The organism is Elusimicrobiota bacterium (assembly GCA_016788905.1).
In the GTDB taxonomy this organism is placed as follows: Bacteria; Elusimicrobiota; Elusimicrobia; order FEN-1173; family FEN-1173; genus JADKHR01.
The window spans coordinates 43,743-59,093 of record JAEURZ010000012.1 but is presented as its reverse complement, the minus strand read 5'-3'; the positions used below and the strand labels follow the sequence as shown (position 1 = coordinate 59,093).

Annotated in this window: 6 protein-coding genes and 1 pseudogene; 1 reads left to right on the top strand and 6 read right to left on the bottom strand. The window is 52.1% G+C overall.

The genetic code is table 11. From position 1 onward, the window contains the following. Positions 1-228: 228 nt before the first annotated feature. Positions 229-10,197, bottom strand: coding sequence for an AAA family ATPase (locus JNK54_06405; GenBank protein ID MBL8023896.1), 9,969 nt, complete (start codon positions 10,195-10,197; stop codon positions 229-231). A 231-nt stretch (positions 10,198-10,428) separates the two neighbouring features. Here JNK54_06405 and JNK54_06400 point away from each other — a divergent pair, with 231 nt between their 5' ends. After that, on the top strand, positions 10,429-10,803 hold the full coding sequence (locus JNK54_06400) for a response regulator (protein MBL8023895.1): 375 nt from the start codon (positions 10,429-10,431) through the stop codon (positions 10,801-10,803). Positions 10,804-10,839: 36 nt separating this feature from the next. On the opposite strand, the pseudogene JNK54_06395 reads toward JNK54_06400, so the two are convergent. The 5 genes and pseudogenes from JNK54_06395 to JNK54_06375 form a co-directional block, all read right to left on the bottom strand. After that, positions 10,840-12,001: pseudogene (locus tag JNK54_06395) on the bottom strand (Fic family protein). Positions 12,002-12,220: 219 nt separating this feature from the next. Then, a complete protein-coding gene (locus JNK54_06390) occupies positions 12,221-12,901 on the bottom strand; it encodes a response regulator transcription factor (GenBank protein ID MBL8023894.1) in 681 nt (226 codons plus the stop codon). A gap of 89 nt (positions 12,902-12,990) precedes the next feature. Beyond that, on the bottom strand, positions 12,991-14,439 hold the full coding sequence (locus JNK54_06385; GenBank protein ID MBL8023893.1) for a HAMP domain-containing protein: 1,449 nt from the start codon (positions 14,437-14,439) through the stop codon (positions 12,991-12,993). 190 nt (positions 14,440-14,629) lie between these two features. Then, a complete protein-coding gene (locus tag JNK54_06380) occupies positions 14,630-15,031 on the bottom strand; it encodes a transcriptional regulator (protein ID MBL8023892.1) in 402 nt (133 codons plus the stop codon). Positions 15,032-15,035: 4 nt separating this feature from the next. Continuing rightward, a complete protein-coding gene (locus tag JNK54_06375; GenBank protein MBL8023891.1) occupies positions 15,036-15,323 on the bottom strand; it encodes a type II toxin-antitoxin system HigB family toxin in 288 nt (95 codons plus the stop codon). Between the last annotated feature and the right edge of the window lie 28 nt (positions 15,324-15,351).

Below are 15,351 nucleotides of genomic sequence, written 5' to 3'. Positions count from 1 at the left end.
CCGGGGAATCTCGGTTATTGTTTTTGAGGGTTCTCTTCCGGGGTGTCTCTTGACTTCTCTGAAGGTCCCGACGGAATAAGAAAGTGGATTCCCTGTCTCCTCTGTAAGATAAAGCGATCCGGAGAGATGGATGGACGTCTTCCATCGAAAACATCCCCTCTCCCGCCCCTCTCCCTCCAGAGGGAGAGGGAAACCCCCCTTCAAGAGGCTGAAGAGACACTTCTTTTTTTAAACCTGCCGTTTGATCACCCTTAAATCCTCCAGCGTTCTCGAAGGATCTGTGTGTACTGGGGTAGCGCGAGGAATCAAGTCATGGGATATGGAAAAGTCTTCCGCACTTGTTTGAGGTCGAGATCCCCTTCGAATTAACTCTTTTTCACAGGTGTTCAGAATTTCACCCCGAGAGCTTAGCCAAATCCCCATAAAAGGAACTTGAACCCTCGGTGCCAGTGGTGCCGCCATCTGGTGGATGGACTGAATTTCTCTGGTGGAGAGGGTGTTGAGGGTGATATCGTTTGATCCCTCTTTCATGACGATGGATTTCAATAACGCTCTTTCGGAATCCACGAGCCCTTCAGAAAAGGCCAGTAAAGCCCTTAAGCGGGGTTCTCTTTCCTGTTCCCTCTTTGTTATTGGAAGGGAGAGCTTGTTGTATATGGAAAGGGACAGAAGGGGGAGCCCCACGATTCCCAGGCTTTGGGCCATGGGGAGGAAATCCCCTACTTGAATAGGCCCTGACGCCGTTATCCCGAACAGTGAGAGAGCGGTTGTTGTCTCTCCCAGGAAGGCAAAGCCCATTAATCCCGCCAACATCGTTACCCCTATGATGGCGATCAGAAAAAATCCTCCCTGACCCAAACCTTGATTTGAATCTGTGGGGGGGGCTGGAGGAAGGTCTAAATGAGTTAAGACTTCATCCACAGAATTAGCCAGAAAAAATTGGGGGACGTCCTGTTCGGAAATGCCCGCTTCTTTTAATAGCTTGAGAAGGTTCTTTTTTTTCGGGGCGGTGATTTCAATGATTCCCCTTCCCGCGCGGTATTTTTTTTCAAGACCATTCGTTTTGGCGTAATCCAGGATTGCTTTGGTGGCCTTTTCCGACCAAACAGTGTTGTCCACTGATCCCGGCAGGGGGGAATGGATGGGTCTTTTGCTGAAAGTAACTCCGTCAGGATCTTTCCATTCCTCAGTGTTGGGGACCTCTCGGTTGGGCAGACAAAGGGAGACCTGATCCCCCCGCTGGAGAAATCCAGCGAGGCGAGGGTGTTTGTGCATGAGGCTCAATAGATCATCATTGCGCGCATTTAAATGGAAACGCGATACGCCGTCAGCACGGGCTCGCCGGAGACGTCGTTCCATGTCTTGTCCCACCTCGCGTATTTTTCCTGTGGCTTCAATTTCTCCGAAGAAGGCTGTTTCTTTTCCAAGGGCGTGATTGAAGGCTCGTGACGCGAGCGCGGCAAAGGTGGCCAGGGCTTCGTCCCCACTTGGGCCACTGGGGGCTCCCTGGAACTCCACCATAAACCGGTTTCCAGCGAGGTTCCGTGAAAAACGTTTCTGTGCCACGGTCCAAACGATTTGCAACATTTCTTTGATTTTGGTGACTTGCCGTGATCCTCCGCGGGGGGATCGGGATTCTTCTAATTCTCCACGGGGCCAAAGGAGGCGGGCGGGTTCTTTGGGCGTTTCCCGGCTCCAAACGGAAGTCCCCCCGGGTTGGTTGGATTCACCGTAAAAAAGAGCTTCCCCAGCCGTCGCGATGGGAGAAAGAGCTTGGGCTCTTGGATCTCCCTGTCGCCGGGACCCCAGAAGTTCTGGGAGATTTTCTTTTCGCACTTTGAAGGGGGGAACCTTGGCGTACCCTGCTTGCGCGGCGATCGCGCTGTTCTTGTCCAAGGCCGAATTAAGAAGGGCGGAAACAGCGCGGCCCAGTTCCCGGGGGCCCCCGGGGGCCCAGCCGTCAATAAAGTCCCGGAACAAGTCCGCCTTTTCTTGGGGGGTCCCAAAATCCAGAACCCGGGCCGACAGGGAGGCATCAATGTCTTCGAGGTCCTGGCCATCGGTCAAGACGATGTTTTTCTCGGTCGCAATCCGGTCCAGGAGCATGTCGGAAGCCAATCCAACCGTTTCTTCGTCCTCAAGGAGTGGGACATAGATTTCTTCCATTCGATCCCGCAACGAGGGCAAAAGAGCGTTTTCGTCGTTCAGGGTGGTGATGACCATCATGTTGGAATAGTTCCAGGGAATACCAAAAAATATTTCCTCCACATGATGGCGCTGTTCAGGGTCCATCAGGGGATACAGGGCATTTCGAGGGTCTCCCAAATGGCCTGGCTCCCCCTTATCAATTTCATCAATGAGAAAAGCGACTTTGCCTGATTCATGGATTTCGTCGGGGGTTTTTGTGGGGTCCTCCCGTTCTCTTTTGGCCTGCTGCATGGCGTCTGTCATTGCCTCATAAGGAATACCGGGTTGTGCCCCAACGACGTAGTGTTCAAAGCCCCGAATGCGGCGGGGATCATTCTCGGCCGCCATGCTGAACTTTTTGAACACAAAGTTGAACACTTCCGCGATCACGCTGGCGGCTGTGGTTTTCCCTGCCCCGTAGGGGCCGAGAAGCGCGATGACGGGCAATTTCGGGTTCTTTCCCTGGTGAAGTTGCCACAGGTAACCCATATACATTTCCAAAATACGACGTTTCAATTTGTGTTGGCCGTAGATTCGCTGGTCCATGATCCGTATGGCGCGGGCTTTTAGCTTGGCCATGTCTTCGAGGGTCGGGATCGGGGCGGGAGCTGGATTCCAATCCCATTTTAAAAGCCACTCCAAATAATTGGAGACAATCACCGACTCCGCATCGCTGGAATCAAGGGCTTTCAAACGGGCGAGAAATTCTTCCCCGCGACGTTTCGCTACAGGGTCGGGAATTAATGGGATTTCCCTTTCGGCTCGATTTAAAATTGAATCCATCGTATTTTTTTGTTTTACGCGGAGTTTGATCACGGAATTTAAAACATCGTTATCAACGGGTTCGGTCCTCTTCTCTTGGATCGCTTTCCCGGTCACTTGATTAAAGACAGCGAGGCACTCATCTAGATCTATTGGCAAGCGCCCATCGTCTAAGGCGGATTTCCAAAGGGTTTCCGCAAACCGGACTGGCGATTTCGAATCGATCAAGGCTCGGGCGCGGTTGTTTAAGAGTGCGACGATTTCCCCCGCTGTCGGGTCAGGAAGTTGAAGCGTGTGCGCGGTGGCTCCATAACGATTAATGGTGTTGTTGGTTTGGGTGTGGGTTTCCCTGTCGGACCCGAAAATCAAGGGGAGGGGGGGGGGGGTGGATTCTTCTGTGGCCGCGCGCAGGAGTCGTTTCATCACCACGAAATAGTCCGAACCGGCCCAGGATTTCAACGATGTGAGGTCGATATAGAGGATGGCACTTTCTGTTTCACGAACCTGCGTGATGATTGGTTCCATGAGTTCAAAGTCGGCCGCGGCGTTGGTGGTGTGATTTTTGGAAAAATTCAAGCTGAGCACGCGGTTTGATTTCGCCGAAAGGGGTAATTCCGCGGTTTCATGCAACTGGTCGGCGATTAACTGGGGAAGTTCTAGCCGTCGTTGGTTTGAGGGGCATACAACGGTGAGAACCCGATTTCCAATGCTGGAAACGATTTCTGCCGTAGCCGAGGCCGCAGGTTTGGCCCATTCCGAAATGGATTGGAGGGGAGATGCCTGGTCTGAACGGGCCGATCGGTTGGAATGGTCTTTGAGGTAATTGCCCATGATGGGGATAGTCAGCCGGGCGAGATTAAGCTGGATATCCGCCAGGCGGGAAGCTTCTCTCCCAAGTTCCCGGCTTTTTCGCGCGGTTCTCCGTGTCGTTTGGTCAACCACTTGAATCAGCATTTGAACCAGGGATTCTTCCCCCACGGCTTTTAAAAGAGGGTGCCGCAGTGAATCATTCATGAGTGTTGCGCGATGTTCCTCCATGTGGCGTCGTTCGGCCACCTTGAAATTGAGGGTAGAACGGAGAATGGCGCGGTAGGCTTCTGTTATCTTTACTAGAGATTCCGGGCTGGGTTCTGTCCCAGCTTCTTCAATCATCGTCAACAAATGGTCCCTTTGATTTAAAACGTTAAGCAGTTGATTTCGCCGATTCTCCCAGTAAAGACGAAGGGAAATGATATGAGGCAAGTCGTTCTTTAATTCAGCGGGAAGTTCTTCAATCGTTTCATTTGCAATATCATAATCTTCAACAATGAAATCGAAAATATCGGCTATCTTTTCTTGAATGGAATGGGTCCCATTTGCGTCATATCTCTTCAAAGAATTGAGTTTTCCTTCAAGAATTTTTATGAAGTTGGATTTTCTATAAATATGTTTGTCGACTGTTGCTCGATCCTGGGCGGCAACCATATGGGCGAGAAAGGGCACTCCCAGGCCGTCGTCATCCCGGGGGGAGGGGGGGAAGAGGAGGTTCTGGGTATCCAAGGTGTTAAAAAGTTTATTGAAGATGGCCCCGGCTCGTGTTGGATCCAAGACCCACAGTGCTCGGGTGAGGGCTTCAAAGAGGGGTAAGGCTTCTGTGGAATCAGATTTCAATAATCTTTCAAGGGTATTGAGCTGATCATCCGCCTCGTTCATTTGGAGAAATTCGGATGGGGTCATGGTTTCTCCCGTTGAAAGAGAGAGGGGGGTTGAAGCAGATCGATTGTACACATTATCTGGGATGAAGCTCCCCTGTATGGTGTTACGGGAAGGGGTTGGTTCGGGTGGCGTGACGGGGATTTTTCCTTTATCCTGTTCTGAATCGTTGGATGTTTGGTTTGTCTCAACCCTTGGGGTTAACGTGGTGATTTCCCCTTTCTGAAGGGGCGGAATGATAGTGCCACGGGGTAGGATCGCATCCGGGTAGTCGAGGATGTCGTCAATCCATTTGGTGAGAACAACGGTTGTTGGTTGTCTGTCTGCTGAGAGGTGGGGACTATCTGTTGCGCGAATGTAGATCCCTCCCGGCACTCGTCTTATTTTCTCCTCCGAAATGCCCTGAAGATCAACTTCCCCGTTAAAAAAGAAGGTTGTTTCTCCACCCGAGACAATGGCCACGGGTTCTGAGTCGCTGTTTTGACGTTCAAGATGGGTTTTGAGGTCATTTTCGTTCCCGCTTGGGATGAAAATTATCGATTTTCCTTCAATTCGGGCGGCTTGTATTTTTTCAGATATTCCACCGACCGCGAAACTCTGCCCGTTGGGCAGTAGCCCTCCGGTAATGGCTATGGCAGGATTGACCTGGCGTTGGGTGATTTCTGAATACGCGGCCACCGCCATGGCCATCCCCGCAGACGGGCCGTCCTTTTCGGATTGGAGAGGAGGGAGGTGGACATGTAACCGGATTTCGGACAGGGGGAGGGATCCATCAAAGTCCGAGGGGTGGCGTCGAGATCGGCCCCGTAATGCCTCTAAAGCGTTCTGTCCACTGGCTTGCATGGTTTCCGCCGCTCCACCGGTCATGAGTAAAGGGGTACCGGGCACCTGTTCCAGCGGGAGGGCAATGACTTGAATGGGCATAGTGACACCCACCCCACTTCCCATGACCCCTAACCCCGAGAGTTGGCCTGGGGTGTCTCCCCGCACCATGTGTTGGGGTCGTTGAACAGGTGAGCCCAAGAGTTCTCTCACAAACGCTTCATCCATGACGACCGGGTGATATTTGTGGTCCAAATCGATGGCGACCAAATTGGCGGCTCTGTGAATGCGCTCGATAATTCGTTCCAGTTCACGCAGGGCGGGGCGTTCGAGGTAATCGTCAACCACGAGCGAAATAAGGGGGTAGGGATCGTCGCAACGGGCCCAAGAGTCCGGAAATTCAAATCGTTTCGCCACTTTGGGCCAGGTGAAGAGGGCCGCCGTCCTTTTCAGTCCGGAAGGAGAAAATTCCGAGAAATTCGATTGCTGGAGGCGGCTTTTTAAAGCGTCGGGAATCGCGCTCCAATCATTGGCGGTGGCAATGATAACGATTCGGCGCTTTGGAGTTTTGAATGTGTCGTAGCGGCTATCGAGGGGTTGATTTTTTTCTAAGAGTTGGATCAATGCGTTCCAGAATACGGGAGAACCCTTATCGATTTCGTCAATGAGCAAGACCAACTCGTCCGTTTCCTCTTCCTCAAGGGCCAGATGAATCTTGCCGGGTTGGGAGCCCACAAAGGTGCTCATTGTGCCCAAAATTTGCTCTTCGGAACTGGCCCCGCCCGCATCGATTTTAATCAGTTTTCTCTTTAAATATTGAGCGAGAAGACTGGCGATTTCCGTTTTCCCCGTGCCGTGGGGGCCCACGAGACAGAGGATGTCGCTGGGGGCGTGGGGGCTTTTCCCCTGTTGTTCGAGTTCGTGCTTGATATAGGTGTCAATGACGGCCTGTTTTTGTCGTTCCAATCCCATGAGATGGGCGTTGAAAAAGGACCAGGCATTACTGACTCCCGTGTCTATTTCCTCCTGGGACAGCCGAACCTCTTTGGAGCTGTTTGTCTCTTTGGGGAACATATGCCAAAGACCGACGGCATGGCGAAGTCTGGCTTCGACGCTCGAATAGAAGGGGGAGTTGGGGCTCAGGGATTCGAAATTGGCCAGGAGATTGTTGAGCGCCTGAGCGAAGAGGTCATCCACGCGTCCGACAACAATGCGGACCTGTCGAGCCAGGGGCAGGTCTCGAAGCCGAGCGTCTTCTTGGAGAGTCAAATCGTGGGGCGTGACCACGGGAGGGGTCCCGTTTGACGCCGAGTGGATAAGGGCCTGTGCCGCTGCCCAGCGGAGCGATTTGATGGCTTCGGAAAAGTCCACTGTCCCGGTGGAAAAGACGGCATCCACAAGCCGACTCACCACCTCAGGTTGAATTTCGCAGGAAGACGTTGTTTGGATCCGTTCGGCTTCGGTTTGGAGGAGTGACTTTACGGAATCTCGGCTCGGGGGAAACGTGACCACATCGGATTTGTCTTGGCCTCCCGTGTTCAACAGATCTTGATGGGCTCGGCTGGCTGAAATGAAAACCAGCGGGGGGGGGGAATCCAGACCGGCCCAGCTTTGGAGCAGATGTTCTAGAGGTTTTTCGACGTTTTCCAGTAAAGGTCCCACCTCATCTAAATCAATGGCCAAGGCTGTGCCCCCCAATTCTCCGGCACGTTCCATCAGAAGTTTTAATGCGGTGGCGCGGAATTTAGGATCACTTTCCAACCGACTGAGACGGACCCGCAAAAGTCGGCGAGGACCGGGGGTGGAAAGTGAGGTTGTCGTTAAAGCATGCGCCAGGTCTTGGATCACGTCATTTTTAGCTTCTTCGTACGGAAGGGAAACCACGACGATCGGCCTTTCCTGGGTGCGGAGGGTCGATAGTGTTTGATCCAGACCGACCCGATTTACAGCGATCTTTCCAAAGGCCGACCGATCCAACGGAGTTGAATAGGCCGTTGGATCCGCCAATTTCCCTTGGGCAATAGAGCGGCTGAGGGTTTCCGCTGATCGCCACGCCCGCCGGGCCAATTCCCGTTGGGAGACTTCCATTGACTGTGTGAAACGGAGCCACTCCCGATACGCGGACAATTTGGCTCGTGTCTGTCCCGCCGGCGTGAAGTGGTCGGTGGCTGTGGGCAAAAGGATCTTTTTTATTGTGGGTTGAAAGTGGAGTTTGATTTTTCCGACCATTTTTTTTGTTTCTTGAAGAAGATCTGGACTTGATTCCGTATCCCATTGATCCATGAGATTCTTGATCTTATTCGCCAGGAAGGTTGTTTCTTCCCCATCTTTTTTGACCTGTCTTACCACGGCGTCCGTGTCGGGATCCATGGGGTCCATGAGGGTGAACCCAGGGGTTCCCTCTGAATCGACCCCAAGGATACCGTTCGCCTCATCCAGGAGGCTTTGATTGATTTGGGAAAGAGTTGTTTTAATACCATGGATCGCACTATCGCGGTTACTTTCAATGGCGTTTAGGTTATCTAATAGGGTCTGGTTGAGTTTTCGGCGTTCGTAAAGGCGTTCTAAGTCCCGGTCTTGAAAATAGTCCATGAGCCCTTGGCCCAAAAGACCTAGTGCCTGGGGGCTTAAGTGACTCGCCACGAGGTCTCTGGCCTGTCGGGGTTCCTTGTCGGTGAGGTTGAGGGCCATGAACGATTCGCCGATCAATCGGGCCGATCCATGGCCCGTCCACAGCTGCCAAAGGAAATTTTCGGCTTCCACCCAACGGGATTGTTGGACTAATGACTGAAATTCTTCCGCGATCTTTTCCCCTGACTCTCGTTGGGGGAGAGGGGGGGCGTATTCAGCCGGGGTTTGGTGAATGGATGGGGGAATCAAGTTCATTACAGGAGGGATCGGTGCTGTCAGGACCGCCCAGGCTGTTTTTTCTTGGGAACCGTGAAGAGTTTGAAAGAAGTCCCATTGCTCGCGTAAGAAGAGGGCGAGGAAATAGGCCCAACGGGTGAGGTCTTTTTTAAGGGATGTCCAAAAGACGGAGAGAGCTTGGGGTTCCCCAAACCCCGCCTTTCTTAAATGGCGTCGATTTTGGGAAGACAATTTATTCATCCAGCGTTGAACCGCGTCATTTTCTTCCGCCTGTAATTGGGTGGCGGTCTCATGGAGTATTCGGTTCCTCGTTTCGGGTTGTTGGAAAGCGTCCAGGGCTCGGAGGGTGGGTTCGACCTTGTGTTCAGGAATCGGGCACAGGACCTCAAAGGGTGCGCCCCATTGGCGAAACAGGTGGACCATCCCAGGGGTGTGGAATCCGCCAGCGATAACCACAGAACGGGTGGCCCCCACTCGCCGGGCCTGTTTAATTAAATTGTCGGCCATGGCGTGGTCTCTTAATTTTGCAAGCTCGTAAAATCTTTTGGCATTTTGGATCACATACGTGGAGGAGAAAGGGATAGGACTTCGTGGTTCACGAGACCATTTGTTGGATTCAAGCTCTCTTATTGAGTCGGAAAGATTTTGAATGTCATTGAATTCGTTCTGTGTTTGAAATCGCAACCAATCGTCCGGCGTGAGGCCGAGGGCGACAATCCCTCGCAGGAGAAAAAGGGTTTCCTTTATTTGAACGAGTTTTGAGGCTACGGGATGGGAGGGGGAGGAAGTAAAGAGGGACCTCCTTGCAACGTTGACTTCTTTTGACAAGGCCATTGGTTCGATCTCTCGGCTCCATAGACTTTGCTGGGCGTATTTCTTTGTGTGGGGGAGCGTCAATTTGCGGGCGTCTGCCATGGCGAAAATATTATTAAAAAAAACATCGGGATTTTTCATCGGGGATCCGGAGAAAAGCTGTTGGGATTCTGCGGGGGTCAACGTAAATGAGAGCATGTCTTTGAGTTCTTTTTGAACGGATTTGGGATCTACGGGGTTTTTGTGGATTTGGGCGAGATAAAACAAGTGGGGGGTATTTTCATTCATCCAAGTTGGCGAAACTTTTTCGAGAATCGATACAGACAATTCGTTAATTGAAATTGATCCTTCGTCGTAATCGGAAAAAGCCTTGTCCAGTATCACCCAGGCGGGTGGGAAAAGATGTTTTTTCAAACGATCCACGCGGGTGGCGAGGTCGCGCAGGAATAATTCTGTTTCCTTTCGGGAGGTTTCGACAATCCTTCGAGCTTCACTGTGCTGTTGATGCAACACGGGGTCATCAATGCCTATGAGAGTGACACGGGTCGGGGAACGCATCAACATCCAATACTCCTCCCCCGTTAGGTCGCCCCGCCAGAGAAGACGATTGAACCAGCGATTTCGCCACTCTCCGGGTGGGAGAGCGGCAAGCGGTGATATGTCTAAGATGTCCCAAGCCCCTTCAACCCCAATGAGAAGGGGTTCATTTCCGCGCTCTGAATCCACCTTGTCCAACAGGTGAACCGCCGCCAACTGAGAAGGTGTGTCCCCATGGTTGTCTTCTATTTGGGTAATGAACGGGAGTAACCGTCCCTCCACGCGCCAGCCCTGCCGACCGACCAATGACCATAAGGATTCCCGTAGAAGTGACGATGGGCCGATCCTACCCCCTTGATCTTGGGGCGTGACCTGAGGGAGCGAATTCTCGGAGTGCTGACGACTGTTCCCTACGGATGCATGATTTAAAGATGAGGCTTCTAAAAACGGGGAGGTAATAAAGGAAAAAAAACAAGCCAATGCCGTCACCGTAGCGATGACCTTCTTGGTGGGCATCAAGCGATCGCAAGATAAAGGGAAACCGAACATGGGCATCTAGGGATCAGTCCTTCTTGAATCAATATTGAGTGAATTCTTGATTCGTAAGATACCAAAGAAAACAAAAGGATCTCTTAAGAATTTGTAACAAATTTGTAAACGCAGGAAATTGTTACAACATCTTAAGGCAGGCGGGCGGGACTGGGTGTAGGGTAATTGTGTGACATAATGAATCGGAAGGAGGCGGGCATGTCGTATGAAAAACGAATTCTTGTCATCGACGACGACATCGGCATGGCTGATCTGTTGGGGGACTTTTGTGAAGCGTTAGGGTTTGACGTCCGGTGTGTGACGGACGCGCGGGATTCGCTTCGGGCGGCCATTGAATTTCGGCCGCACCTCATTACACTGGATCTGGAAATGCCGTTCGTGAACGGCTACGAAGTGCTGCGGCGGTTACGGGTTCATCCGGTGACGAACGGAACGCCGGTCATGATTGTTTCTGGTATGGTGGACGAAACCCGGTTGGGGGAATCTCCCGTGAAAGTCAAGCTGATTAAGCCGGTCCGGTATTCGGTTTTCGCCAAAAACCTGCAGGGGTTGTTGGAGACGAGAGACTTCTGAGCCGTTCCGATTTTAACTGGGGATTGTTTGCGCTGGTTAATGCATTTTTCCCGTATGGAGGACCTTGAGATACGGTTCATAGGAGAAAATGCGATCCCGGCGTTTTCCGGTGATTTCTTTGACGAAGCCCAGGTTTTGAAGGTTCAAAAGGGCTTTGTTGGCGGTGGGGAATGTGAGTTTTAATTCGTTCTGAATGACCGGGAGAGAAACGAGGCATCGTTTCTTCAAAAGTTCAAACACGTTCAAGGCTGAATTGGCGGCGCGGCCTATTTCTTCGATCTTGCTCTTGTGTTGTTCAAACATCCAGGTCAATTTTTCCACTGTCCCGCAGGCCTGGTTTGATACCTTTTCGATACCCTCTAAATAGAAATCCAACCATCGCTCCCAGTCTCCGTTGATCCGAACGCTTTGGAGGGTTTCGTAATAATACTGCCGGTTCTCTTTAAAATGGAGGCTGAGATATAGAAAGGGATGGGTTAAGGCTTGTTCCTCATAGAGAATAAAAGGAATGAGGAGACGTCCCAAACGTCCGTTTCCATCCAAGAAGGGGTGGATGCTTTCAAACTGCGCGTGTACGAGACCTGCTTTGATGAGTGTAGGGGTTTGGACGGGAACCCCATGAATAAACTTCTCCAATGCGCCCATTGCGGGCAGAACCTCTCGTGCCGGTGGCGGGACATAAAGTGCATTGCCCGGTCGGCTCCCCCCAATCCAGTTCTGTGAGCGACGAAACTCTCCCGGCTGTTGGTGCGCTCCCCTTGAACCACTCAGAAGGACGGCATGGATTTCACGCATCAACCTTAAGCTGAGAGGAAATCCGCCCTTCAGACGTTTCATGCCGTATTCCAAGGCCCCCACGTAGTTTGATACTTCTTTGACATCGCCTACCGGAACACCCGGGGCCTGCTTGTTTTCAAAAAGCAGGAGATCGGAAAGAGAGGATTGAGTTCCCTCAATTTGAGAAGAGAGTACCGCCTCCTTCCGGATGTAGGTATAAAGCAAAAGTGATGGGTTGGGCAATTGTGACACGGCCCAGTGCGTGGCTTGCCCTTGCCACCCTCTCTTGGAGGCGGCCGTTAAATTCAATGGTCGGACGGGGTGGTAAGGGGGCCGGGAGAAAGCAATAAAAGGGTTCCGGCCCAGATTGTTTTTCCCATCGGCCCGCACGAGGGTTCGTTTTGGGGATTCCTTGCCTCATGTCGTTATTAAATCTTATGCCAATATATTTTAATTGTCAATATCGTTATTAAAGGAGGAATTTCGTTGAGCTCAACGAAGCGAAGGAAGGAGTTCTTCCCCTCTTCTGTTCGAGCACGTGTTGGGGGAATCGATGCGAGGCGTTTTCCCGTGTAGAACATACCCTCTCCTTGGCTCTTTTCCTCCGGGGCTGAAGAAAAAACCGGAACGTTGGGACGTGTTATTCGAAGCGGTAGCCGATGCGTTCGACGGTTTTGACGCGGTCGCCTTGTTTGCCCAGTTTACGGCGGAGACGGCCCACATGAACGTCAACTGTTCGGGTGTTGCCGAAATATTCTTGACCCCAAACGGTTTCCGAGAGTTCGGCGCGGGTGAGAACTTTCCCTTCGTTGCGCATGAGGGTGAGGAGGAGATCGAATTCTTTGGGGGCCAGGTTGATGGCTTTCCCATCCATGACAGCCGTGTGTTTTTCCATGTCAATGGTGAGGGGGCCTTCTTTTAAGCCGGGGTCCTTTTTGTCCCGCCATTCGGCGCGGCGAAGGACGGCTTTGATCCGGGCCACCAATTCCGTTTGGTTAAACGGTTTGGTGATGTAGTCGTCGGCCCCGATTTCCAACCCGGCGATCTTGTAGGAATCTAGGTTTTGGACAGTGAGGAAAACCACCGGGATGTAGCGTGTGGCAGGATCCGCCCGAAGGATTTTGCAAATCTCGAACCCATCTTTGTCCGGCAATTGGAGATCAAGGATGATCAAGTCAGGTTTTGAATTGACGACTTTTTTTAAGGCGTCGGCCCCGTTTTCCGCCCCGATGGTGACAAATCCCTCTTTGGATAAGATGCTTTCCACCAAACGGCGGATGTCTCTGTCGTCATCCACAACCAAGACGCGTTTCTTTATCATTCCGGTATCCCCCTGAAAAAATGGCCCATCGGAAAATCCATCCTAGATCATTGTCTATCTCTTTGTAAATATCTTTATCTCTGTCAGGTTTAAATCAATTCGATATCTTCTTCCTCCCGGCCGGGTTGGGGAAGGAGAACATGGACCGTGGTGCCTTGATTCATCTGACTTTCGATCCACACCCGACCGCCATGGGCTTCCACAATCCCTTTCACAATCGTAAGTCCCAAGCCGGACCCCTTTGTTTTTCGGGCCAATCCTTGGGTGGGTTTGACCTGTTCAAATTTGTTGAAAATAATTCCCAGGGATTCCGGGGGGATCCCGATGCCGGTGTCTTTGATGAGGATGTGCACGTTCCCCTCTTCTTCGGTTGCGGCCAGAGTGACTTTCCCTTGGGCCGGGGTGAATTTGAAGGCGTTGCTCAATAAATTTGTCATCACTTCCAGAAGTTTGTCCGCGTCCGCGTGGATGGGGCGAAGGCGGGGGGGGAAGTCCGTTAGGAACGTGATGTCTTTTTCCTGGGCGAGGGGCCGGAAGACGACCGTCATTTCTAAAGCAAGATCTTGTAGCCGGATGCGTTCGGGGTGAAGTTCTATTTTCCCCGCTTCGATTTTTGCCACGTCCAAAAGGTTATCGATGAACCGGGCCAGCCGAACCGAATTGTTTTTTATAACGATCAGAAATTCCCGCTGCTCTTCGTTAATGGCGCCCGCCCCTTCTCGGAGGAGAAGTTCCACATACCCGCGCAGGGAGGTGAGGGGGGATCGGAGTTCGTGGGTGACGTTGGAAACAAAGTCCTGTTTCAATTGGTCCAATTCCTGGAGTTTCGTGGCCATGACGTTGAACTCATGGGCGAGTTCACCCAGTTCGTCCCGTGTGGTGATGCGAATGCGGTGGTCCAAATTTCCTTCACCAATTTTATGGGCGCCGTCCCTCAATAGCCCAATCGGGCGCGTTAGGAGCAAGGACAGCATGACCGCGACCACGACGCCGAATCCTATGGCCAAAAGGCCCGCGATCACGATGCGATGGTGAGCGGCTTCCAGGGCTTGCCCCACCAGTAGGCCCATGGAGGTCTGCGAATATCCGACCCGGGCAATTCCCATTCGGGTGAACCCTTGCATGATCGGGAGAGCCAAATCCACCACATCGTCTGTTGCCCCGCCTTGTTGGCGGAGAAGGCTTGTGGCCTCAATGGCGCGAAGACTGAGGGGGTCGGTTAGGCGTTGCCCCACAAAGGCGGGGTTGGTGTGTGCCACGACGCGTCCCGTGTTGTCTTGGATCATGGCGTAGCTGAGCGCTCGGGACCGGCGAAGAAGGGAAAGGTAACTTAAAAGAAGTTGATCGTTTTGGGCGGTGACGGCTTCCCGGCGGATTTGAACCAACGAGTTGACATTGTCTTCTTGGGATTGATCAAATCGTTGGATCAGGTAGCGTTTCTCCGCAATGTAAAGGGAAACCCCGACCCCGACGACGGCCACAAGCACCAGCAGGGTGGAATGGGCAACCAGTTTTGTGCGAAGGCTAATATGTTTCAAGGTATTTCAGTGTAACAGAGGGTGTGTTTTTCGTCAAGAGAAAAACCCGGTAGAACAAAGGACTGATGCGGCCCCTATTTTAGTTCAAATTTAGCGCTTGGGTCACGCCCCATTTTCAGAGGAAGATTCCTACCTGTTGGGACTGGTCCGGTAGATCCGTTTCAATCCGGTGAGGGGATTTTAATCAGGGTTACAGGAAGACGGCGGGGGCCACGCCGAAACGGTGGCTGAGTGCTTGGATTTGACGGATGTTGAGGCGTCGTTTTCCATTCAAGACTTCGGAGACGACCCCTTGGCTGCCCACCTCGGGGAGGTTCCCCTGGGTGAGACCATGTTCTTTCATGAGCGCTCTGAGAGAAAAGCGTGGCTCCTCCGAAAATTCGGGGACGTGGTGTTGTTCGTAGGCTTCGACAACGGCGGAGAGCGTTTCCATGAGAGAGGCCAGGGGATGATTTTCGTTTTCCCCCACGGTGTCGATCAATTCATCGAGCAACGCGACCGTCTCTTCATACTCGGCACGTTTGTGAGGAACGGACAGCGCTTTCGACAGAACGGGCCAGGCTTTGATGATTTCTTTCAGTTTGAGGCGCATATTTTTATTCCTTCCATTTGTCTTTGTCGTATTCCGCGTGAGTCAACACGTGGCGGATGTAGACGATCTTGCGGTTGTAGTGGATCGCTACAATCAATCGGACCTCGTTTCCTGCAATATTGAAAACCGTTAACGGATCGACAGCATCGGCACTGGGAAACGTAACCCGAAGGGCCGCCCGTGAGGCATAATCCGTATGCGTCATGACACGATACCAATGCGTGAGACCGTGTCGTGCATCGGGGTGCCGTTTTGAAAACTCGATCAACCGTTTTCGCGTGATGATCCTCATGATGTAAAGCGATTGTATCTCATAATGA